21 protein-coding genes are annotated in these 20,458 nt (G+C 73.5%); 7 read left to right on the forward strand and 14 right to left on the reverse strand.

The annotated features are described in order from the left end of the window. Window positions 1-61: 61 nt before the first annotated feature. Window positions 62-1,177 (forward strand): Lrp/AsnC family transcriptional regulator, encoded by a 1,116-nt coding sequence (locus ACSSS0_RS11390; RefSeq protein WP_487228040.1) that lies wholly within the window; start codon window positions 62-64, stop codon window positions 1,175-1,177. Between the two features lie 57 nt (window positions 1,178-1,234). On the opposite strand, the gene ACSSS0_RS11395 is transcribed toward ACSSS0_RS11390, so the two are convergent. From ACSSS0_RS11395 to ACSSS0_RS11445, 11 genes are all read right to left on the reverse strand, one after another. Then, window positions 1,235-2,614 (reverse strand): hypothetical protein, encoded by a 1,380-nt coding sequence (locus ACSSS0_RS11395; protein ID WP_487228041.1) that lies wholly within the window; start codon window positions 2,612-2,614, stop codon window positions 1,235-1,237. Next, complete coding sequence (locus ACSSS0_RS11400; protein ID WP_487228042.1) at window positions 2,607-3,209, reverse strand: hypothetical protein; 603 nt, start codon at window positions 3,207-3,209, stop codon at window positions 2,607-2,609. Before ACSSS0_RS11400 ends, ACSSS0_RS11395 begins: the two co-directional genes overlap by 8 nt. Beyond that, on the reverse strand, window positions 3,206-5,023 hold the full coding sequence (locus ACSSS0_RS11405) for a hypothetical protein (RefSeq protein ID WP_487228043.1): 1,818 nt from the start codon (window positions 5,021-5,023) through the stop codon (window positions 3,206-3,208). The genes ACSSS0_RS11400 and ACSSS0_RS11405 overlap by 4 nt, the downstream gene beginning before the upstream one ends. Further along, a complete protein-coding gene (locus ACSSS0_RS11410) occupies window positions 5,020-6,027 on the reverse strand; it encodes a hypothetical protein (RefSeq protein WP_487228044.1) in 1,008 nt (335 codons plus the stop codon). The genes ACSSS0_RS11405 and ACSSS0_RS11410 overlap by 4 nt, the downstream gene beginning before the upstream one ends. Then, window positions 6,024-7,616, reverse strand: a complete 1,593-nt coding sequence (locus ACSSS0_RS11415) for a MoxR family ATPase (protein WP_487228045.1) — start codon at window positions 7,614-7,616, stop codon at window positions 6,024-6,026. Before ACSSS0_RS11415 ends, ACSSS0_RS11410 begins: the two co-directional genes overlap by 4 nt. 34 nt (window positions 7,617-7,650) lie before the next feature. Next, on the reverse strand, window positions 7,651-8,673 hold the full coding sequence (locus tag ACSSS0_RS11420; protein WP_435987992.1) for an AAA family ATPase: 1,023 nt from the start codon (window positions 8,671-8,673) through the stop codon (window positions 7,651-7,653). Next, on the reverse strand, window positions 8,670-9,338 hold the full coding sequence (gene pnuC / locus ACSSS0_RS11425; protein WP_487228046.1) for a nicotinamide riboside transporter PnuC: 669 nt from the start codon (window positions 9,336-9,338) through the stop codon (window positions 8,670-8,672). Before pnuC ends, ACSSS0_RS11420 begins: the two co-directional genes overlap by 4 nt. Before the next feature lie 112 nt (window positions 9,339-9,450). Continuing rightward, window positions 9,451-10,275: an anti-sigma factor gene (locus tag ACSSS0_RS11430; protein WP_487228047.1), complete on the reverse strand. Its 825-nt coding sequence runs from the start codon at window positions 10,273-10,275 to the stop codon at window positions 9,451-9,453. Then, the gene (gene sigK / locus ACSSS0_RS11435) at window positions 10,272-10,874 is read right to left on the reverse strand and encodes an ECF RNA polymerase sigma factor SigK (RefSeq protein WP_435987995.1); all 603 of its coding nucleotides are present in this window, start codon (window positions 10,872-10,874) and stop codon (window positions 10,272-10,274) included. Before sigK ends, ACSSS0_RS11430 begins: the two co-directional genes overlap by 4 nt. A 55-nt stretch (window positions 10,875-10,929) precedes the next feature. Continuing rightward, complete coding sequence (locus tag ACSSS0_RS11440) at window positions 10,930-11,595, reverse strand: fasciclin domain-containing protein (protein ID WP_435987996.1); 666 nt, start codon at window positions 11,593-11,595, stop codon at window positions 10,930-10,932. Between the two features lie 111 nt (window positions 11,596-11,706). Further along, window positions 11,707-13,281 (reverse strand): molybdopterin-dependent oxidoreductase, encoded by a 1,575-nt coding sequence (locus ACSSS0_RS11445; RefSeq protein ID WP_487228048.1) that lies wholly within the window; start codon window positions 13,279-13,281, stop codon window positions 11,707-11,709. A 116-nt stretch (window positions 13,282-13,397) separates the two neighbouring features. On the opposite strand from ACSSS0_RS11445, the gene ACSSS0_RS11450 reads away from it, so the two are divergent. Further along, the gene (locus tag ACSSS0_RS11450; protein ID WP_487228049.1) at window positions 13,398-14,414 is read left to right on the forward strand and encodes an LLM class flavin-dependent oxidoreductase; all 1,017 of its coding nucleotides are present in this window, start codon (window positions 13,398-13,400) and stop codon (window positions 14,412-14,414) included. Window positions 14,415-14,522: 108 nt separating this feature from the next. Here ACSSS0_RS11450 and ACSSS0_RS11455 read toward each other — a convergent pair whose 3' ends face one another. Next, window positions 14,523-14,966, reverse strand: a complete 444-nt coding sequence (locus ACSSS0_RS11455) for an SRPBCC family protein (protein WP_487228050.1) — start codon at window positions 14,964-14,966, stop codon at window positions 14,523-14,525. A 100-nt stretch (window positions 14,967-15,066) separates the two neighbouring features. Here ACSSS0_RS11455 and ACSSS0_RS11460 point away from each other — a divergent pair, with 100 nt between their 5' ends. From ACSSS0_RS11460 to ACSSS0_RS11475, 4 genes are read left to right on the forward strand one after another with little or no spacing between them, the layout of a single operon-like run. Further along, the gene (locus ACSSS0_RS11460) at window positions 15,067-16,074 is read left to right on the forward strand and encodes an ABC transporter ATP-binding protein (RefSeq protein ID WP_487228051.1); all 1,008 of its coding nucleotides are present in this window, start codon (window positions 15,067-15,069) and stop codon (window positions 16,072-16,074) included. Beyond that, the gene (locus tag ACSSS0_RS11465) at window positions 16,071-16,817 is read left to right on the forward strand and encodes an ABC transporter permease (protein ID WP_487228052.1); all 747 of its coding nucleotides are present in this window, start codon (window positions 16,071-16,073) and stop codon (window positions 16,815-16,817) included. Before ACSSS0_RS11460 ends, ACSSS0_RS11465 begins: the two co-directional genes overlap by 4 nt. Continuing rightward, window positions 16,814-17,914: a sensor histidine kinase gene (locus ACSSS0_RS11470; protein ID WP_487228053.1), complete on the forward strand. Its 1,101-nt coding sequence runs from the start codon at window positions 16,814-16,816 to the stop codon at window positions 17,912-17,914. Before ACSSS0_RS11465 ends, ACSSS0_RS11470 begins: the two co-directional genes overlap by 4 nt. Beyond that, complete coding sequence (locus tag ACSSS0_RS11475; RefSeq protein WP_487228054.1) at window positions 17,911-18,525, forward strand: response regulator transcription factor; 615 nt, start codon at window positions 17,911-17,913, stop codon at window positions 18,523-18,525. The genes ACSSS0_RS11470 and ACSSS0_RS11475 overlap by 4 nt, the downstream gene beginning before the upstream one ends. Here ACSSS0_RS11475 and ACSSS0_RS11480 read toward each other — a convergent pair whose 3' ends face one another. Further along, entirely contained in the window at window positions 18,526-19,035 is a 510-nt protein-coding gene (locus ACSSS0_RS11480) for a class I SAM-dependent methyltransferase (RefSeq protein ID WP_487228055.1), read from the reverse strand. 118 nt (window positions 19,036-19,153) lie between these two features. Here ACSSS0_RS11480 and ACSSS0_RS11485 point away from each other — a divergent pair, with 118 nt between their 5' ends. Beyond that, window positions 19,154-19,522: a YciI family protein gene (locus ACSSS0_RS11485; RefSeq protein WP_435988005.1), complete on the forward strand. Its 369-nt coding sequence runs from the start codon at window positions 19,154-19,156 to the stop codon at window positions 19,520-19,522. A 114-nt stretch (window positions 19,523-19,636) separates the two neighbouring features. Here the strand turns inward: ACSSS0_RS11485 and ACSSS0_RS11490 are convergent, their stop codons facing one another. Beyond that, window positions 19,637-20,308: an HdeD family acid-resistance protein gene (locus tag ACSSS0_RS11490; protein ID WP_435988006.1), complete on the reverse strand. Its 672-nt coding sequence runs from the start codon at window positions 20,306-20,308 to the stop codon at window positions 19,637-19,639. Window positions 20,309-20,458: the final 150 nt, after the last annotated feature.

Genomic DNA, 20,458 nt, shown 5'->3' on the forward strand with positions numbered 1-20,458 from the left:
TCTGTTCGTCGGTGCGGAGCCGGCCTTGAGCCGGCCGCGCCCGGGGACGAGAATGGCAGCCATGCCACGAGGAGCCCGGAATGCGCAGGATGGCGCGACGAGTGCTGAGATTCCGCAGGATTCCGCCGCACGTGCCGATGAGCTGGACCTGGCGATCGTCAACTGCCTCCAGCTGCACCCCCGCGCGTCGTGGACGCTCGTCGGCGAGGCGCTCGACGTCGACCCGGTGACGGTGGCGCGGCGCTGGCAGCGCCTCTCCGGGGCAGGCATCGCCTGGGTGGCCGGGCGGGCGACGGGTCAGGGGCGCCCCGAGTCGTGCCTCGCCGTCGTCGAGCTGAGCTGCAGCGCCGCCCAGACGCTCGCCATCGCCCGGCGCGTCACCGAGCTGCCCCACGTGCTCAGCGTCGAGCACACGAGCGGGCCGCGGTCGCTGACGATCCTCGTCGAGGTGCGTGACCTCGCGTTCCTCTCCCGCTTCCTCCTCGAGTCGGTCGGCACGATCCCGGGCGTCGTCGCGACGAGCAGCCACGCGGTGACGAAGGTCTACTCGATGGGCGACCACTGGCAGCTGCACGTGCTCGACGCCTCGCAGCGCGCCGTCATGATGCGGGCGCCGCAGCCGCGTCTGGACGGCCTGACGTCCGAGCAGACCGACCTCGCCCGCGGCTACGACGCCGTCGAGCGGCAGCTGGTCCTGCTGCTCGGCGAGGACGGCCGCATGCCGGTGGCCACCATGGCCGCCCGCGCCGGCCTCAGCGAGAGCACCGTCCGGCGGCGTCTCGCCGACCTCGTCGGCAACGGTCGCGTCGTCCTCCGCTGCGACATGGCGCTGCCCGACTCGGGCTGGCCCGTCATCAGCTGGCTCTGGGCCTACGCCGACGCCGGCGACATCGACGCCGTGGCGACGACCCTCCGGCGCCTGCCAGGCATCCGGGTGTGCTGGCGCATCTCCGGTGGTCGCCCCAACCTCATGATCGCGCTCACGACCCACTCGCTCCACGAGCTGTCGCACGTCGAGGCGCGGCTCGCCGCCGAGGTGCCGCAGATGACCATCCACGACCGGTCGATGGTGCTCCGCTCGATCAAGCGGATGGGCCGCGAGCTCGACCTCGACGGCCGCAGCATCCGCTCGGTGCCGCTCGACATCTGGGCCGACGCGGCCGGCCGGCCCCACTGACGCTCGTCGCCGACCGATGGCGTATGCCGTCCGCTCCCCCGGGCGCGCCGCCGCGGCTCAGGGGGCGCTCGTGAAGCGTCGTGGCTTGCCCGGGCCGAGGTCGGCCGCAGCGGCGACCGTCTCGACGGTGACCGGACGGTCGAGCAGCGCCTCGAGTGACTTCCGGAGGCCGTCCGCGTCCCCGCCGAGGCAGCGCGTGGTGACCGACCCGTCCGCGTCCTGCACGACCGCCCAGGCACGGACGCCGAAGCGCTGGAGCTGCTGGGTCAGCTCGACCGACTGGACCCGCCGCCCGTCCCCGGCCGCGAACGTCACCGCCGACCGGCCCTCGAGCCCGATGATGCGGCGCTCCGTCCCCGTGCCGACGAGGGCGCCGTGGTCGCCGGTCCGGTAGCGCAGCAACGGCAGGTAGGGGTTCTCGAGCGACGACACGGTGATCTCACCCGCCGTCCCGTCGGCCACGCGGTCGCCGGCCTCGTCGACGACCTCGACCCACGCGCGTCGCGGCACGAGCACGTGCCCGGCCCCGGTCGCCGTCTCGCACGCCACCGGGCCCACCTCACGCAGCCCGTAGAGGTCGAGGACGGGCACCCCGAGCGTCGTCTCGAGGTGGGCCCGGGCCGGGGTCGCGAGGTCGACGGCCCCCGAGACGAGGGCGAGCGGTGAGCACGGGAGGTCGAGGGCGGCATACGTCTGCAGGGTGAGGGCGGAGCCCGTGACGACCTGCGGGTCGGCGGCCGTGAGGAAGGCGCGTCGGGCTCCGGCGTCCGCCCACGCGGAGGCGTGGAGGCTGACGCGCGACATCGACTGGCCGCCGCGCAGCGTCATCGCGGACGCGTACGTGAAGGCCTGCTCCTGGTCGACGACGCTGAGCAGCCCCATCCGAGAAGGGTCCTCGCGCCAGTCGACCCCGACACCCGTGAGCAGGAGGTCGAGCAGGGCGAGGTCCTTGGCGATGTCGACGGGGTGCCACGGGACGACGAGCGCCGACCCGCTCGACCCCGAGCTCGTGCCCTGCACGACACGGTCGAGGGGCACGTCGAGGGGCACGAAGTCGGCCACGCCACGGGCGAGGTCCGCGCGCGAGATGGTGGGCACGTCGGCCCACGCATGCACCCCGAGTCGGCGCAGGTGCGGCACGACGCGTGCGAGCCGCTCCGTCTCGGCGACCAGCCAGGCGGGCGGCTCGGCGCTCGCTGCGGCCGCGAGCGACGGCACCTCGCGCCGCCAGGCCTCCAGCGTCAGGTGGTCGGCGTCGGTGAGCAGGTCGCCGCAGGCGTGGCTCCAGGCGGGGGCGTGTGCGTGCTGCCGGAGGGCGTCGAGGCGCTCGCGTCCGCTCGGGTCGAGGGCGGGGAAGCGCTCGGCGTCCGTGCGCACGGCGGCGCCCATCGGCTCGTAGCCGGGGAGGGCGGTGGGCCGGGCGACCGCGTCAGACATGGGTGTACTGGGCCGCAGCCTCCCGGGCCCGCCTGCTGGCGAGGGCCTTGGCGAGCTCGTCGGCGCGCTGCTGCTCGATGGCGGCGAGGCGGAGGGCGTCGGAGCGCAGGACGGTGCTCACCGCCTGCCACCGGTCCTCGGACTGCGCGTGGGTCTCGCCGCGGGGACGGATCTCGACGCAGCGCAGCAGGGCTCGTGCGACCTCCTCGTGCCGCTCCGGGTCGTCGCCGAACCACTGGCGCAGGGGCACCGCCGAGGGGAGGGAGGTGAAGTGCCAGATCGCCTCGACGAGGTCCGCGATGGTGCGCGAGGCCAGCGCCGGCCGCAGCGCCGGCTCGGTGAGCAGGTGGGCGGCGACGTGGGCGGCGAGGCGCTCGGGCAGGGCGGCTGACGCCATGCGCCGCAGCGCGGCGAGCGCTCCGGGCGTGAGCCGCTCCGTCCGCACCAGCTCGAGACCGTCGCGCAGCACGGCCTCGGTGACGACCTCGGGACGGAGGAAGACCGGGGGCATCGTGACGAGGCGGTCGGTGAGGGTGCGCAGCCACGGTCCCTCGTCCGAGTGGTCGAGTGGCTGCTCGTAGGGGCGGGTGCTCATCGCAGGGTCCTCCTCGGGCCGGTGTCCCAGTGTCGGCGCGCGAAGTGCCGCGCCAGCGACACGACGTCGTCGAGGCTGTCGACCGCCTCCACGGCGTAGTCGCCGGACATGGTGCGCGTGCGCTCGGCGGTCTCCGGTGCGACGCGGAGCACGAGCGTGCCACCGCCACCGGCACGGTCGAGGGCGCGAGCGGCCGCGGACTCGAGGCCCGGCTCCTGGCCCCGGCCGAACATCGACTCGACGCCGTCGTCGGAGATGACCGCGACGTGGCAGCGCCGGCGGGTGGCACGGTCGGCTGCTCGCCCGTCGTGGGCGGTGGCGAGGTCGTGCAGCGGGAAGCTCGTGCCGCCCCCGTGGTAGGTCAGCAGCGCCGCGACGAGCCGGTCGCGGTCCGTGCCGAGGTCACCGCTCGAGGTCACCTGTCCGGGGCTCGACCAGCTCGTCACCCGGACACGAGCGCCCACCCGAAGTGCGGAGAGCACGAGCACCGCACCGCCGAGGACGGCTGGCGACACGAGGGCGCGTGGGTCCGGCATCGAGCCGCTCGAGTCGACGTAGAGGTCGAGGTCGACGGGGCGCTCGACCGGGTCGAGCCCCTCCGCCTCTTCGACGACGCGGCGCTGCGTCGTCATCCCGGGCAGCACGGTCGCCGAGCGCAGCGTCGTGCCGGTCCAGTCGAGGTCGGTCAGGTCGTCGCCGAGCTCCCACGTCTCGAGGCCCTGCAGCTCGGGCTCGCTGACGGGCTGCTCGTGGTCGACGGGGAAGGGGACGAGGTGGCGCCGCGCGCGGGCGACGTACCAGTCGGCCGCGGCGTCGCGGGTGACGCCGAGCGTCGCGTAGAGCGTGGCGAGGTCGGCCGGCCCGAAGACCTGGCCGGACCCGCTCCCGGTCCCGTCGACCGCGCCCTCCGCCGTGCCGGAGCCGTCGCTGTCCGGGCCATTCGGCCCGGGGGCCTGGCTGTTGACGCGCGGGTCGAGCGCCGGGTGCGTCGGCAGCCCCGCGAGCGAGTCGTCCTCGGCGACGTCCGGGGCCGTCGCGCTGCCGCCGGTGACGTGGCACGGGGCCTGGAGGCCGGACGGCGTCGGCTCGGGCAGCCAGTGCCGCATCAGCGCCGCGAACCCGCCGGCCCCACCGACCGCGTCGCGGGCGAAGACACGGGCGTGCCGCGCGAGGAAGCCGGCGTCGACCTCGGCCGCGGTGCCGAGCGGCGGCACGAGGCTCCCGCTCGGCAGCGACCACATGAGCTCGTACGCACGGAGGTAGACGTCGAAGTACGTGTCCGGCGCCGTGGCGTCGCGGCGCGCGGTGCCTGCGCGCTGCGTCGCGTCAGGGGCCGGCTCGGGGTGCTGGGCGGCGACGGTGCGCCGGGACGCGCGGTAGGGCGCGGTCATGTCGAGCCCGGCGAGCCGGGTCAGGCGGTCGTTGATGAGCAGGTCGGTCCACAGGTTGGAGACCATGGGCGCGTCCGCGTCGCGGTCGACGAGACCACGGCGGCAGCGCTCGACGATGCGGGCCCGCCCGGTCGCGTCGGCAGGAGCGAGCACGTGGTGGCCGATCTCGTGGGCGAGCACCGGGACGGCGACGTCCTCGATGCCGAGCCGCACGACGGCGCGCAGGTCGATGGTCGCGCCGACGTCGTCCAGGTCGAACCACGCGAAGCTCGTCGTGCCCGGTGCGTCCGCAGGGGTCAGGAAGCGGGGCTCGCCGAGCCGCAGCGACGGCCCCCAGCAGGCGAGGGCCGTGGGCCAGGCTGCGCGCCAGCGCTGCTCGAGCCCGTTCCAGTCGACCGCCGCCGCCGTGGTCGCGTCGGTCATGGAGCGACCCCGGGGTCGGGCACGAGCCTGAGCCGGTGGCTCGAGCGCCGGCTCACAAGCACCGTGCCCCCGGCCCGCACGGCGCCCGTGATGTCGTCGCCGTAGCGGTCCCACCACTCCTCACGGACGAGCGGCGCCGGGTCCTCGGTGGTCGGCTCGCCCTCGTCGGGCAGGACCGCGTCGCCGAACGCGTCCGTGAGGACCGTCCACCGGGTGGGGCCCGACACGACGCTCCAGCGGTGCCCGTCCCCGCCGGTGACGACCGGCGGCAGGAGCCACGCGCCGCCGAAGCCCTGGAAGGCGCCGACGGGCCGCTTCTCGACCGCTGCACCCCACGCGCACGGCACGGCGGCGTTGCGCGCCAGCAGGTCGCCGACCTGCTGGCCCTCCTCGAGCCGGAGCACCGCATGTGCCACAGGGTCGGGCAGGCTCGCCGCCACCGACCGGGCCGCGGCGCGGAGCCGCACGTGCCCGGCGCGCCAGGCCGACACCGCGCCGAGCTCGCGCACGCGATCGTCGGTGAGCGGCACGTCGGCCGGCCAGACGGCGAGGCCCGCCTCGATGCCTCGCGCCCAGCCGGTGGCATCGGCTCGCCCCGACACCTGCGCAGCCGCCGTCACGAGGTCGTCGACGACGAGCGGGGTCACGGTGCGCAGGTCGAGCCGCAGCGCAGGGACGACCCACTCGAGCACCCACCGCGCGACCGAACCCTCGCCGTAGCGGCCCGCCGCGGTGAGCGCGACGACGGACCGCGCCCAGTGCGTGGCCCACCGGTCGACGACCGGCTCCGGGACGGACCCGGCCGGGGCTCCCTGGCGGGCGACGAACCGCTCGAAGCCGGGGCCCGCCGCCCGCAGGGCTCCCGCCAGCGCGGCGTCCGAGGCCCCACCGGCTCGCGCCACGTCGAGGTCGCGGCGCAGGTCGTCCGCCACCCGCCGGAGCGCAGCCGCCCACAGCGGGGCTGCCTCGACCGGCGAGCCCGGCCCGGCGGCATACGCACTCATGACGACCAGCGCAGCCAGGAGAGGTAGTTCGTGTAGCGCTGGTGGAGGTACTTGAGCGTCAGCGCGTCGTCGAAGGTGTGACCGTAGACCTTGCGCTGCGCGGCGAGGGACGTGAGGAGCCGCCCGACGTGGGTGATCCTGGCACGCACCTCGTCGGCGCCCAGCCCGTCGAGGCCGCGGTCGAAGAGCGCGAGTGCGTCGCCGACCGGGTCGTCACGGTCGAGCCCCTCGGCGTCGAACTGCCGGCACGTCGTGTCGAACATCGCGTGCAGCCACGACACCCGGTCGAGGCGCAGCGCCGCGGTGTCGTCCTGCTCGAAGACGCGCGCCTCGGTGTCCATCGGCAGCTTCTGGAAGAGGACGAAGGGCAGCACGGCGCGCACGTGGTCGACGCCGACCGCGTCGTCGCCGCGGAAGAGCGCCATCGCCTTGCTGTAGAGCACGAGCGACTGGAGCGCGCGCACCGACAGGCCCGCGGTCGTCTGGGTGCCGACGTCGCTCAGGGCGTCGCGGCCGGTGTCCTCCTGCTGCACGAGGTGGGGGTCGACGCCGGCGAGCCGCGCCGTGTCCTTGGTGCGGTACTCGAACTGGCTGCCCGCGCGCTCGAGGTACTCGAACTGCCCGGCGAAGTGCTCGATCCGGCGCAGCACCGGCCGCGGGATCGGCACCTCGAGCACCGCCCGGTGCAGCCGGTCGTGCTCGGCCTCGGAGAAGACGATGGAGTCGGGGACGACGTCCTCGGGGCGCACGCTCCGCTCGGCGCGCGAGACGAGCGCCGAGAGGAAGCGGTTGTTGAAGGGCAGCGCCGCGACGACGACGTCGATGCGGTCCCGGAGCGCGTCGATGACCTGGTAGGTGCCGCCGCCGGCGTCGTCGTTGGCCGTGAGGTACCACGCGCTGTGGCCCGTCTCGTAGACCTGGTCGAAGGTCTCGACGTAGCCGTCGGCGAGCACGGTGAGCAGCGCCGACTGCGTCCGCGTCGGGATGCGGTTGTACTCGTCGACGATCTTGACGCGCATGCCGAGCCACGAGCGCCACGCCACCTCGACGTCCGAGAGCCTCTCGGCCTCGACGAGGTCGCGCGGCAGCGGCGTGCCGAAGAGGTCGGCGACGGTCAGCTGCGGGTGGCCGTGCTGCATGCCCCGTCGCATCTCGGTCGGGGTGTAGCCGGCGAGGACGCCCATGAGCAGGGCGCTCGCGGTCTTGCCGCGCCCCGGGCCGCCGACCATGAGGCAGCGGCCGCGCACCATGAAGGTCAGCAGCGGCATGAGGACGAAGCTCGAGTAGGACTGCCCGCTCGGCAGCGTCAGCTCGCCGCGACTGTCGCCCAACGGGATCCGCTCGCTCGGGCCGTCGTGGAACTCGACGTCGTAGTGGGGGCTGATGATGGCGTGGTTCGTGATCCAGAAGTACGCCTGCCGCAGCTTCTCGTCGAGGGGCGGGCCCGCGTCGCCGCCGGCCTCCCGGGACGTGCCGTAGAGGTCAGTGAGGTCGAGCTCGTCCGTGTGCCGTCCGGCCGCGCCGGGGCGCGTCGGTGCGTTCGAGACGTGGCCGAGCCCCGTGTGTGCCTGCTCCCCTGACGTGGTCACGCTCGTGATTGTGCCAGCCGGACCGCGGCGGGCCTCAGCCCACGGGGTCGGCGAGCTGCCAGCCCGCGGCGATGACGTCGTCGACGGCCGCGGTGGCCGCGGCCAGCCGCTCCTCGTGGCTGCCGCGCACCTCGACCCACGGCACGCCTCGCGCAGCGAGCTCCTCGCGGAACCGGCCCTGCATCCACGCCCGCACGTGCTCGCCGTCGCGCATGCCGTCCTGGACGAACGGGATCTCGTCGCCGGTGAGGACGTAGAGGGCGGGTGCCGGCCGCGCGTCGGCGAGGGCGCGCACGGTCGGCGACGGCGAGCCGACGTAGCGCTCGTGCCAGAGCGTCGTCGCGAAGGCGTCGGTGTCGCAGACGAGCAGTGGTCGGGGCGCGGCGGCGGCCGCGGCGTCCTCCTGTGCTGCCTGCTCGCGCGCGACGAGGTCGAACTCGGCGGTGTGCCAGGGCGCGGTGAGCCCGCCGGGTCGCCGCTCGGTCCACTCCCGGCCGAACTCGGGGACGACCGTCGTGCCGTAGTGCTCGCCGAGGGCCTCGGCCAGCGTCGTGGTGCCGGTCGACTCGGCGCCGACGACGACGACGCGCTTGGCGAACCATGCCCGCACCGGCGACGGGAGCGCCCACCACGACCCGGCGACGTCGGCGCGCACCGCGGTGCCCGAGATCGGGGTCGAGGCCCGTCCCGGGTCGACCTGCACCCACGTCGCGCCGAGCCTGCGGGCCATCTCCTCGCCGTAGGCGTCGCTCGTGAAGACCGCGTCGACGGGACCGTCGAGGTGCGACTCGATGACCTCCATGTGCAGGTCCCAGACCTCCGGCGAGTCGAAGTCGACGTCGTGGTCGTCGGGGGCCGCGACGACGCGAGCCGTCGGGTGCTCGGCCTGCACCCAGCCGACGCGGACGTCGACGGGGATCGATTCGACGGCGTGCGCCATGACCTCGACGGTGACCCGGTCGCAGGTGCTCGTCGCGGCCCGCACGAGGGCCTGGTGGCCGGCGTGGAAGGGGTAGAACTTGCCGATGACGAGCCCGTGCCCGTGGCGCCCGCTCACCGTCCGCCCACCTCGCCTGCTGGAGCCCGGGAAGGGTCGCTCGCGAGCGTGCGAGCGAGCGAGCCTTCACTCCGGAAGGCCGCGTCGCGGGTCCCGGCCACGTCCGCGGGCGTGTCGCGCAGCCGCCACCACTGCCAGAGGCCGACGGCGCAGAGGACGAGGAAGCCGGCATACAGCACGGCGGTGAGCGTGAGCCCCTTGTGGAGGTAGAGGGGGACGTAGAGCAGGTCCGCGGCGATCCACAGCACCCAGTTGCCGATCCACTTGAAGCTCAGCATCAGCTGCGCCACGAGGCTGAGGGAGGTCGTCAGGGCGTCCCACGTCGGCACGTCGGAGTCGGTGTGCCGGGTCAGCAGCGACCACACCGCCCACGTCGCGACGGCGACGAGCACCACCGCGACCGGCCAGAACCAGCGCGGCGTGCGGCGCACCGTCAGCGGCCCGCGGTCGGGACCGCCACGCAGCCAGGCCCACCAGCCGAGGACCGCGAGCGCGATGTAGAGCACCTGGAGGGCGGCGTCGCCGTAGAGGCCGGCGCCGGTGAACAGCACGAGGAAGAGGACGTTGTTGGCGATGCCGACGGGGAAGTTCCACACGCTGCGGCGCACGACGAGGGCCACGCACGCGGCGCCCGTCACGAAGCCCGCCACCTCGGTCCAGTCCATGAGGCGTCAACGTACACGCGCGAGGGCGACGCGAAGTCGGGCGGTCACGAGCTCCAGCTGGGGAAGCCGGGAGCGAGCTCGTGACCGCCCGACGTGCGAGCGACCGGTCGTCTCAGGCGAAGGCGATGAAGGCCACGGGGTTGGAGGTCGGCTGGTCGGAACCGCCCTCGGGCTCGACCGTGATGCCGGCGCCCTTGGAGTGGCTGGCGTCGCCGCTCAGCACGACCACCTGGTCGCCGCCGCCGGGCATGAGGCCCGCCGAGGTCATGTGACCCGTCGCGTCCTGGAGCCACAGCTGGAAGACCTTGCCCGAGGGCGGCTGCGACATGCCGGAGGTGACGATGACGGCCTTCTGGAGCGAGTTCGAGCGGACGACCGTGGCCGTCGCGCCCCCGGCGAGCCGCGCCCCGTAGCGCGTGGCGTCAGGTGCTGCGAGCACCTGGTCGGCGATGGCCCGGGACGGGTCCTTGTCGATCTGCTTCCACACGGTGAACCCGCCGATGGCGAGCACGGCCACCGTGGCGGCCGCGACGACGACGCGCCAGCCGCGGGCGAGCCCACGGGCCGAGCGGGACCGGCGTCGGCCGGCGAGGTCGTCGCCGTGCTCGATGCGGGTCTCGGGGGCGGCAGCGGCCGGAGCCTGGACGGGGGCCGGCGGCGTGGACGTGACGTCCTCGTCGGCGGCGTCGCCCTGCTGCGCGGTGAGCGGCGGCAGGGGACGGACGGTCGCGATCTCGGCGAGCACCTTGGCCCGGAGCGAGGCCGGCGGGGCGACCTCGGTCAGCACCGACAGCTCCGACGCGGCGGCGACGAGGCTCTCGACCTCGGCCTGGCAGGCGGTGCAGCCGGCGAGGTGACGCTCGAAGCGCGCCCGCTCGACGTCGTCGAGGGCGTCCACGGCGTAGGCACCCGACAGTGCGTGGATGTCCTCGCTCACAGTGTCACCCCCAACGTGTCTCGTAGTCTGATCAGTCCATCACGGATGCGTGTCTTGGCGGTCCCGAGTGGCAGATCGAGCATGGTGGCCACCTCCGTATGGGTGTATCCCGAGAGGTAGGCCAGCTCGAGGGCCTGCCGCTGAACCGGAGTGAGCGTCTCTAACGCCCGATGAACCCGCTCCGCATCGAGCCGTTCGACGACGGCCTCCGCTGTGGAGTCGTGGGTGACGTCCTGGTTGCTGGCGCCGTATCCCTCGTCGCGGTGGCGGGCTGCCTCCGCCGACCGGACCCGGTCGACGGCCTTGCGGTGAGCGATGGTGAGCATCCACGAGAGAGCACCACCTTTGCTCGGGTCGAAGCGTGCGCTGTGTCGCCAGATCTCGAGGAAGACCTCCTGGGTGACTTCCTCGGACTGGGCCGGGTCGCGCACGACCCGGCGGACGAGACCGAAGAGGCGGGGGGAGACGGCGTCGTACAGCTCTGCGAACGCCGTCTCGTCTCCCGTCGCCGCTCGGCGGAGCAGCTGCTCCGGGGTGACTGGGCGGGCGGGTCCCTCCGGCGAGTCATCGCCGGAGGGAACCACCGAGAACCGTGACATGGGGTCCATTGTGTCGCCCGTCGTCGTGGTCTGCGTCAGCCTGGTCAGGAGACGATCAGGGCATCAGGACGCCGTCGATGATGTACACCGTGGCGTTGGCGGTCGGGACGTTGCCGCAGATGACCTTCGCGTCGGCCTTGCCCACGGTGAAGTTCTCGCCAGAGCCCTTGACCGTGATCGTGGTGCCGGCGAGCGTCTTGTGGTCGCCCGCGAGCTGGTCCGGCGAGAGCTTGCCGGCCACGACGTGGTTCGTGAGGATCTTGGTGAGGGTCGGCTTGTCGGCGAGGACCTTCTTGAGGTCGGCGGCCGGGATCTTGGCGAACGCGTCGTTGACGGGCGCGAAGACGGTGATCTCGGGAGCCGAGTTCAGGGTGTCGACGAGGCCGGCCGTCTTGACGGCGGTGACGAGCGTCGAGAGCAGCGGGTTGGCGCTCGCGGCGGTCGCGACGGGCTCGGTGGCCATGCCGTTGAACGAGCCGGCACCGTCCTTCGGCACGGCGGCGCAGCCCTCACCGAAGACGGCCGCGGCAGCGTCCATCGACTCGGACGAGGTCATCGTGTCGGAGGGCGTGCTCGTCATGGCGTCCGAGGACGTCGCGGCGGGCGTGCTGCCGGCACCGGCGGAGGCGGTGTTGTCGCTCGAGCTGCCACAGGCCGCGAGGCTCAGGGGCAGGGCGATGGCGAGGGCGACGAGGCCGGTACGGGTCTTCATGCTCTTCATGTCAGTCACTCCTTGTGGCTGTGTGGTGCACGGTCATGGGGGATTCGGTGCCGTTGTGGCTCCGGATTGCTTGTCGGAGAAGTTTTTTCGCGGATCTTGGGCCGTATGCGTTCACGCGACGGTCACCACCACCTCCTGGATGCCGCTCGACCCGCTGGGGAACGGCGTGGCGCGTTCGGTGATCTGCGCCTGACCCTTGAGGTCGGTGGCGCGCACCGCGATGCGGTGGAGTCCTGGCTTGGCGTCCCACTCGAGGTACCACTGGCGCCAGTAGTCGATGCCGACGTCCGGTCCGAGCTTCGTCTTCTGCCACTGGCCGTCGTCGACCTTGACCTCGACGGTGCCGACGCCGCGGTGCTGGGCCCAGGCGACGCCACCGATGGCGGTCGTGCCGGCCTTGATCGTCGACAGCGGCGCGGGCGTGTCGATGCGCGCGCTCGTCTTGATCGGGGCGTCCGTCGCCCACTGCCGCTTCGTCCAGTAGGCCTGGTCGGCGGCATACGTCGTCAGGGTGAGCTTGGTCAGCCACTTCGTCGCGCCGACGAAGCCGTAGAGGCCGGGCGTGATGAGGCGGGCGGGGAAGCCGTGGGTGGCGCTGAGCTGGGCGCCGTTCATGCCGATGGCGATCATCGCGTCGCGCCCGTCGCGGACGACGGCGAGCGGCGTGCTGATGGTGAAGCCGTCGACGGCGGTGCTCAGCACCTGGTCGGGGCTGCCCGTGATGCCTGCGCGGTCGAGGACGTCGGTGAGCCTGACCCCGAGCCAGCGGGCGGCGCCGATGTAGCCGCCGCCGACCTCGTTGGAGACGCACGTCATGGTGATGTCGCGCTCGATGAGCGGCATGGCGGCGAGCTCGGCGAAGGTCATCGTGAAGGGCTTCTCGACCATGCCGTCGACCTCGAGCGTCCACGTGTCGACGTCCACCTGCGGCACGACGAGGTTGGTGTCGACGCGGTAGAACGTGTCGGTCGGCGTGCGCAGCGGCGAGATCCCGGTGACGGTGGACTCGAGGCCCTTCGGCAGCGCCTTCGCCTTGTCGGCCGCGGCGGGCAGGGCGACCTTCTTGACCGACTGGGCGCCGGCGCGCAGCTGGCCACCGACGGCGGCGAGCACCGCGAGGGCGGTGACGCCGAGCGCCCCGCCGAGGAATCCGCGACGTCCGGCGGTCGAGCGTGCCGTGGCCGAGCGGGTGCCGGGTTCGGTGGCGTTCGTCATGACCGAGCCACGCGGCCCGGTCGTCTCCCCGGCGACGTCTCCGGAGGCGGTGCGGGCGAGGCCGGCGAGCCAGACGAGGGTCGCGACGCCGGCGGCCATCGCCGCGAGGGCGGGCAGGGCGTCGAGCGGACGGGCGGCGGGACGCAGCAGCGCGGCGGCCCCGGCGAGGCCGGTGAGCAGCACGATGAAGCCGACGGCGAGGGGCATCCGGCGTCGGGCGAGCAGGCCGGCCACGGCGGCGAGGACGAGCGTCACGACGAGCACCGACCCCTGGAGGATCAGCTTGTCGTTCGTGCCGAAGGTCGCGATCGCCCACTCCTTGACGGGCGTGGGGGTCAGGTCGATCACGGTCGACCCGACGGCGAGCACCGGCGACGATGCGGGAGCGAGAAAGCCCGCGACGAGGTGGCCGGCTGCGATCCCGGCGACCGCGGCGAGGATCCCGCTGAGGGCAAATCGTAGGCGCGTCATGCCTTGTCGTTCGGCGCGACAGGGGTTTCCGGATTGTCCGACCGGTGCGCACCGGCCCGCGCGGGCGTCCGTGGACCGTGCGGGAAGAGCGCCGCAGTCGGCGTTGTTCACCCCACGTGAAGAACATCGGATTCCTCTCGTTCGGGCACTGGAACCCCTCCCCGCACTCGGGGACGCGGTCGGCCTCTGACGCCCTGCTCCAGTCCATCGACCTCGCCGTCGCTGCCGAGGAGCTCGGCGCGGACGGCGCCTACTTCCGGATCCACCACTTCGCCCGCCAGCTCGCCTCGCCGTTCCCGCTCCTCGCCGCGGTGGGCGCCCGCACGAGCCGGATCGAGATCGGGACCGGCGTCATCGACATGCGCTACGAGAACCCGCTCTACATGGCCGAGGACGCGGGCGCGGCCGACCTCATCTCCGGCGGCCGGCTCCAGCTCGGCATCAGCCGTGGCTCACCCGAGCAGGTCGTCGACGGCTTCCGCTACTTCGGCTACGAGCCCGTCGACGGCGACCACGCCGCGATGGCCCGGCAGCACACCGAGGTCTTCCTCGACGTCCTCTCCGGCCGGGGGTTCGCCGAGCCGAACCCGCGCCCGATGTTCCCCAACCCGCCCGGTCTGCTCCGCATCGAGCCGCACGCGCCGGGGCTGCGCGAGCGCATCTGGTGGGGCGCCGGCAGCCGGGCCACCGCCGAGTGGACGGCCGAGCAGGGGATGAACCTCATGAGCTCGACCCTCCTCACCGAGGACACCGGCGTGCCGTTCCACCAGCTGCAGGCCGAGCAGATCCAGCGCTTCCGCGACGCGTGGACGGCGGCCGGGCACGAGCGCGAGCCGCGGGTCTCCGTGAGCCGCAGCGTGTTCCCCATCGTCGACGACCGGGACCGCGCGTACTTCGGCCGCGAGTCCGCCAGCCAGGACCAGGTCGGCCACCTCGACGGCGGGACGGCGCGCTTCGGCAAGACGTATGCCGGTGAGCCCGACCAGCTCGTCCGTGACCTCGCGGAGGACGAGGCGATCGCCGCCGCCGACACGCTGCTGCTCACCGTGCCCAACCAGCTCGGCGTCGACTACAACGCGCACGTCATCGAGAGCCTCCTGACGCACGTCGCGCCGGAGCTCGGCTGGCGCTGACCGCCTCGGTCCCCCACGACACACCAAGCCGGTCCGGCGCGGGGTGGCCCCGCACGGGCACCGTCCCCGCGCGGCACTTCGTGTGTCGCGCGGGCCCGCGCCAGGCCCTCAGCCGCGCGCGAGCAGCCTGCGGATCGTCGAGCCGTATGCCGCCCCGGCCACCTTCGCGACGACGGGGTCGAGGCGCGCGGGTACGCCGCGCACCCCGATGCGCTGCCTCCACACGACCGTCGAGCCCGAGGCCGTGGGCGTCACGAGCAGGTCGATCCGACCACGGACGACCTTGCCCTCCTTGCGGATCCGGGCGCTCCCGGGTGAGTGCGGGGTCGGCGGGTCGATCGCCTGCACGACCATGACGTCGTCGAAACCGACGGGCCCGAGCCCTGTGCGCGCGACGAAGCGTGACCCGTCGACGAGGTCGCTCGCCGCCATCGCCGTGCCCGTCACCGTCGTGAGCGGGATGACGGCGGTGTGCGCGCGCAGGTCGAGGATGCGCCGCCATGCCTCGGGTGCGGGCAGGGGTGAGTCGAGGTGCACCTCGAAGTCGGCCATGGGCCCAGTCTGTCCGGTCGGGCGCGCCGTGACACCTGTCACGGGCACTTCGTGACGCCTGCTGCAGACGCGGTGCGCCGCCGAGCGGGAGAGTTGGGTCATGACCACAACACCTCTCTCGGTCGCCGGCGCCTCGGGGGCGCCGGCGATCGAGCTGCGTTCGCTCGTCAAGAGCTTCCCTGCCCGGCCTGGTTCCCAGGACGCCGAGGTCCGTGCCGTCGACGGCATCGACCTGCGCATCGAGCCGGGCGAGGTCGTCGCCTTCCTCGGTCCCAACGGCGCCGGCAAGACGACGACCCTCGACATGGTGCTCGGCCTCACCGAGCCGACGAGCGGAACGGCGCACGTCTTCGGCCGGCGTCCGCGCGAGGCCGTCGTCGGCGGGCACGTGTCCGCCGTCCTCCAGACGGGAGGGCTGCTGCGCGACCTCACCGTCCGCGAGACGGTCCGGATGATCGCGTCCACGTATGCCGTCCACTCCCCGGTCGACGAGGTGATCGACCGCGCCGGGCTGAGGACGCTCGCCGACCGCCGTGTCTCCAAGTGCTCGGGCGGCGAGCAGCAGCGGCTGCGCTTCGCCCTGGCCCTGCTGCCCGACCCGCGGCTGCTCGTCCTCGACGAGCCGACCGCGGGCATGGACGTCACGGCCCGGCGCGACTTCTGGGACACGATGCACGCCGACGCGAGCACCGGGCGCACCGTCGTCTTCGCCACGCACTACCTCGAGGAGGCCGACGCCTTCGCCGACCGCATCGTCCTCATCGCCGGCGGGCGCATCGTCGCCGACGGCACGACGGCCGAGATCCGGTCGCAGGCGAGCGGGCGCACCGTCTCCGCGTCCCTGCCGCCGGGCTCGGTCGCCGAGTCCGTGGCCAGGCTGCGGACGGTCGAGGGTGTTCGGGAGGTCGAGGAGCGCGGGAGCCGGGTCGTCGTCACGGCCGGCGACTCCGACGCCGTGGCGCGGCTGCTGCTGCTCGACCTCGGCGGCACCGACCTCGAGATCGTCACCGCCGGCCTCGAGCAGGCCTTCATGACCCTGACCGGCGACGGTCGCGACGGTCGCGACGCTCGCGACGCCCGGACCCCCGACGAGGAGCTCGTCCGATGAACGCCACCTTCACGCTGCTCGAGATGCGCCGGATCACCCGCGACTGGGCGGGCATGTTCTTCACCGCCGTCCTGCCCGCCTTCTTCTACCTCATCTTCGGCGCGACGGTCGATGCCAAGGACGCGACCATCGGCAACGGCAACGTCGCGATGTACGTCATGATCAGCATGGCCGCCTACGGCGCGGTCACGGCCACGACGAGCATCGGCGGCAACGCGGCCGTCGAGCGCCAGCAGGGGTGGGGTCGCCAGCTCGGCCTGACGCCCCTCGCCGACTCGTCCTACATCGCCATGAAGGCGCTCATCGCCATGACCGTGGCGGCCGTGCCGATCCTGCTGACCTTCGCCCTCGGTGCCGCGACCGGTGCCCGGGGGTCGGCGCAGGCGTGGGCGCTCAGCGCGGTCCTCTGCCTCGTCGGGTCGGCGGTCTTCGCGGTCTACGGCCTGCTCGTCGGCACGGCGTTCCGATCCGAGGCCGCGGTCGGCGCCGCGAGCGGCACCATGGTGATCTTCGCCTTCCTCGGCAACCTCTTCATCCCGCTGTCGGGGGCCCTGCTGACGTTCGCCAAGTTCACGCCCCTCTACGGGTATGCCGCCCTGGCGCGCTACCCGCTCACCGAGGGCTACCTGCCCGACGGGTCGCAGGACCCGCTGTGGCTGCCGATCGTCAACGTGCTCGCCTGGCTCGCGATCTTCGGGGCCGGCGCCGTGCTCCTCGTCCGCCGCGGCCGGGAGCGCCAGTGACCCCGGAGCCGTCGGGCTCGCCCGCACGCAACCCGTGGGAACGATTCGGCTGGGTCGTCCAGTCGGTGTGGCTGGTCTTCCTCGTCTTCCCGGTCATCGCGATCGTGTCGAGCGGGCTGCCGGTCTGGCAGGTCGTCGTCGGGCTCACCCTCGTGCTCGCCTTCGCGGTCGTCTACGGCCTCGGGGCGCAGCACCTCCAGCGCCTCGACCGGGCCTGCGAGCCCACGCAACGCCGGGGGGTCGTCTACCTGCTCGTGCTCGCCGCCTGCACCGTCGGGCTCGTCCCGCTCATCGGCGCCGGCAGCCTCAGCTTCCTGCCCTTCATCGTGTCGTTCGGCATGTTCGCCCTGCCGCTCGTCTGGTCGATCGCCCTCGGCATCGCGTGCGTCGCCATCGCGACGGCGGTGGCCGTCTTCGTCGACCCGGACGAGGGCACGTGGGTCGTGGCCATCATCGTCTTCGCCGTCGGCGCGATGACCGGGGCGGTGCGGCTCATGACCGACCGCGGCGAGGACTACGAGCGGATGTCGCGCGACCTCGCCATCGTCGAGGAGCGCGAGCGCGTGGCCCGCGACGTCCACGACGTGCTCGGCCACTCGCTCACCGTCGTCACGGTCAAGGCCGAGCTCGCCGAGCGTCTCGTCGACCTCGATCCCGAGCGGGCCAAGGCCGAGCTCGCCGAGATCCAGTCCCTGAGCCGCCAGGCCCTGGCCGAGATCCGGGCGACCGTCGGCGGCCTGCGCGTGGCCCGGCTCGGGGACGAGCTGGCGTCCGCGCGCACCGCGTTCTCCGGTGCGGGCATCGAGGGCCACGTGCCCGACGACCCGGGCGCCGTCGACCCGCGCCACCGCACGGTCCTCGCCTGGGTGCTGCGCGAGGCGACGACCAACGTCGTGCGCCACAGCGACGCGGACGCCTGCTGGGTCGAGCTCGAGACGAACCGCCTGAGGGTCCGCGACGACGGACGCGGCCTCGGCGAGCGCCCGGAGGGGAACGGCATACGCGGGCTGCGTGAGAGGGTCGAGGCCGCGGGAGGTCGGCTCTCGATCGAGACGGGCCCGCAGGGCCACGGGACCGTGCTGGAGGTGACGCTGTGAGCACGACGATCAAGGTGCTGCTCGCCGACGACCAGGCCCTCGTCCGAGGGGCGCTCGCGGCACTGCTCGCGCTCGAGCCCGACCTCGAGGTCGTGGCCGAGGTGGGGCGCGGCGACGAGGTCGTCGACGCCGCGCGGGCCTCCGCCGCCGACGTGTGCCTCCTCGACATCGAGATGCCCGGCGTCGACGGCATCGCCGCGGCGGCCGCCGTGCGTGACGCCCTCCCCGGCGTGCGCACCCTCGTCGTCACGACCTTCGGCCGACCGGGCTACCTGCGCCGGGCGCTCGAGGCGGGCGCGTCGGGCTTCGTCGTCAAGGACACCCCGGCCCGTCAGCTCGCCGAGGCGGTGCGCCGCGTGCACGCCGGGCTGCGCGTCGTCGACCCGTCGCTCGCCACCGAGTCGCTCGTCGACGGCGCCAACCCGCTGACCGAGCGCGAGCGCGAGGTGCTCGGGGTCGCGCTGCGCGGTGGCACCGTCGCCGCCATCGCCGGGGTCGTCCACCTGTCACCGGGCACGGTGCGCAACCACCTCAGCTCGGCCATCGGCAAGACCGGCACGTCGACCCGCGCCGAGGCCGCCCGCGTCGCCCAGGAGCGCGGCTGGCTCTAGTCAGCCGCCGACGACGACGCGGGCCCACTGATAGTGGCCGCCGTCGGCGAACCGCGACCACGTGTCGAAGGCGACGACCTCGCCCACGGCGGCGAGCAGGCCGACCAGCTCGTCGTCGGTGCGGCTGCGGAAGTAGCGCCCGCCGTCGTCGGTCCACTCGTGGCTCGTGTCCGAGCCCCAGACCCCGACCTCGAGCAGGCCGCCCTGCCGCATGACCCGTCGCAGCTCGGTCGCCGGCCCGACGTGCGCGTCGAGCCCGAGGCCCCGGCACAGCTCCACGGCGGCCGGGGTCAGGTCGAGCCCGGTGTAGGCCAGCCCCGCCGCCGCGAGGACGACGCCGTCGCGACCGGCCCCGCAGCCGACCTCGACGACCGAGGCGAGCTCCTCCCGGCGGGCAGTGTCGACGAAGGCGGCCAGTCGCCGCTCGCGCTCGTCGCCGAGGGGTCGGTGGGCGCGCTCGGCCATCTCCCGCTCGTAGTAGTCCACCAGCCGCCCCGCGACATCGCTCATGACGGCCAACCTAGCGAGCGCAGGTCCTTCGACGATCGAAGTGTCGAGTCGGGCCGCCACCGTTCGACGTCGTGGTGAAGGCTGGGACCGACCCGGCACGACACCGAAGGAGAGCACCGTGCGCTACCTCATGATCCACAAGATCGACGAGTCCCGCCCCGAGGCGTGGAACCCGAGCCAGGAGTTCCAGGACGCGATGGGTGCGCTCATGGGCGAGTACGCCGAGTCGGGCGTCCTGCTCGCCGCCGAGGGCGTCACACAGAGCAAGGATGGCGCCGTCGTCCGCAAGACCGAGGGCGCCGGCGTCACGGTGACCGACGGGCCGTTCAGCGAGGCCCGCGAGGTCATCGGCGGCTTCGCGCTCGTCAACGTCGAGAGCAAGGAGCAGGCGCTCGAGCTGGCCGAGAGGTTCGCCTCGCTCTTCGAGGAGGTCTCGGTCGAGGTGCGTCGCGTCTACGAGTTCGAGGACCTGCCCCAGCCGTCCTGAGCCGGCGGGCGTCGTGGAGGCTCGCACCCCTCGGGTGGGGTGCGAACCTCCACGATGTCGTATGCCGTCCGGTGGCCCGAGCGGGTCAGGCAGGCTCGGGCGGGCGGTGGCCGGTCAGGCGGTGGCCGGCGTCGTCGTGCTCCCGCTGCTGTTGCCGGCGGCGCGGCGGGCCATGACGGCCGTCACGAGCTCGACGATGCCGATGACGATGAGCACGATGCCGGCGATGCGCGTCAGCACGACGAGCGAGGAGCCCGGGAAGATCGCGACGATGAGGCCGCCGAGGATCGACACGACGCCGCTGACGATGAGGAAGACGCGCGTGCCGGTCGTCCGGTCGGAGCCGAAGCCCTGGACGAGCGCGGCGATGCCCTCGGCGACCCAGCCGATCGCGATGAAGAGGGCGATGACGAAGAGGGACGCGTTCGGCCGGAAGAGGCAGATGATGCCGGCGACGATCGAGAGCGCGCCGAGACCGATGGAGACGGGCTTGATCCAGCCCGGGTCGCTCGGCAGGTCACGCGTCACCGAGAGACGGACGGCCCCGGCGATGATGAGCTGCAGGCCGAACATGATGGCCACGATGAGCAGCGTCGCCTTGGGCCAGACGAGCACGAGGATGCCGAGGACGATCGAGAGGATGCCCATGACGATGAGGGCCATCGACCATCCGGACGGGCTCACGGGTGCCTCCCACGTGGCCGTGGCCTCCCGGCGCGTCCTCGGTGAGTCCGGGGCGGGGTCGGTCGGGTCGGGTGACGCTGCGTTCGGGACGGTGCTCGACATGGCTTCCTCCTGAGGGTGAGGTACTGCCCGAGGTGCGGCACCACCAGTCTCGTCCTCAACGGGGTCCGGCGCGCGCTTTTGCCCCGCGACCCGCGCGGCGGCACACGGCGGTCCGTGGCGGGCCTCCCGGTGGACCGATAGCGTCGACGC

Source organism: Terrabacter sp. R4-6 (assembly GCF_057529065.1).

Excerpts from the sequence above, each read along its gene's own strand:
- ACSSS0_RS11390 (WP_487228040.1), top strand. The coding sequence starts at position 62 with ATGCCACGAGGAGCCCGGAATGCGCAGGATGGCGCGACGAGTGCTGAG.
- ACSSS0_RS11395 (WP_487228041.1), bottom strand. The coding sequence starts at position 2,614 with ATGTCTGACGCGGTCGCCCGGCCCACCGCCCTCCCCGGCTACGAGCCG.
- ACSSS0_RS11400 (WP_487228042.1), bottom strand. The coding sequence starts at position 3,209 with ATGAGCACCCGCCCCTACGAGCAGCCACTCGACCACTCGGACGAGGGA.
- ACSSS0_RS11405 (WP_487228043.1), bottom strand. The coding sequence starts at position 5,023 with ATGACCGACGCGACCACGGCGGCGGCGGTCGACTGGAACGGGCTCGAG.
- ACSSS0_RS11410 (WP_487228044.1), bottom strand. The coding sequence starts at position 6,027 with ATGAGTGCGTATGCCGCCGGGCCGGGCTCGCCGGTCGAGGCAGCCCCG.
- pnuC (WP_487228046.1), bottom strand. The coding sequence starts at position 9,338 with ATGGACTGGACCGAGGTGGCGGGCTTCGTGACGGGCGCCGCGTGCGTG.
- sigK (WP_435987995.1), bottom strand. The coding sequence starts at position 10,874 with ATGTCACGGTTCTCGGTGGTTCCCTCCGGCGATGACTCGCCGGAGGGA.
- ACSSS0_RS11440 (WP_435987996.1), bottom strand. The coding sequence starts at position 11,595 with ATGAAGAGCATGAAGACCCGTACCGGCCTCGTCGCCCTCGCCATCGCC.
- ACSSS0_RS11445 (WP_487228048.1), bottom strand. The coding sequence starts at position 13,281 with ATGACGCGCCTACGATTTGCCCTCAGCGGGATCCTCGCCGCGGTCGCC.
- ACSSS0_RS11455 (WP_487228050.1), bottom strand. The coding sequence starts at position 14,966 with ATGGCCGACTTCGAGGTGCACCTCGACTCACCCCTGCCCGCACCCGAG.
- ACSSS0_RS11460 (WP_487228051.1), top strand. The coding sequence starts at position 15,067 with ATGACCACAACACCTCTCTCGGTCGCCGGCGCCTCGGGGGCGCCGGCG.
- ACSSS0_RS11465 (WP_487228052.1), top strand. The coding sequence starts at position 16,071 with ATGAACGCCACCTTCACGCTGCTCGAGATGCGCCGGATCACCCGCGAC.
- ACSSS0_RS11480 (WP_487228055.1), bottom strand. The coding sequence starts at position 19,035 with ATGAGCGATGTCGCGGGGCGGCTGGTGGACTACTACGAGCGGGAGATG.
- ACSSS0_RS11490 (WP_435988006.1), bottom strand. The coding sequence starts at position 20,308 with ATGTCGAGCACCGTCCCGAACGCAGCGTCACCCGACCCGACCGACCCC.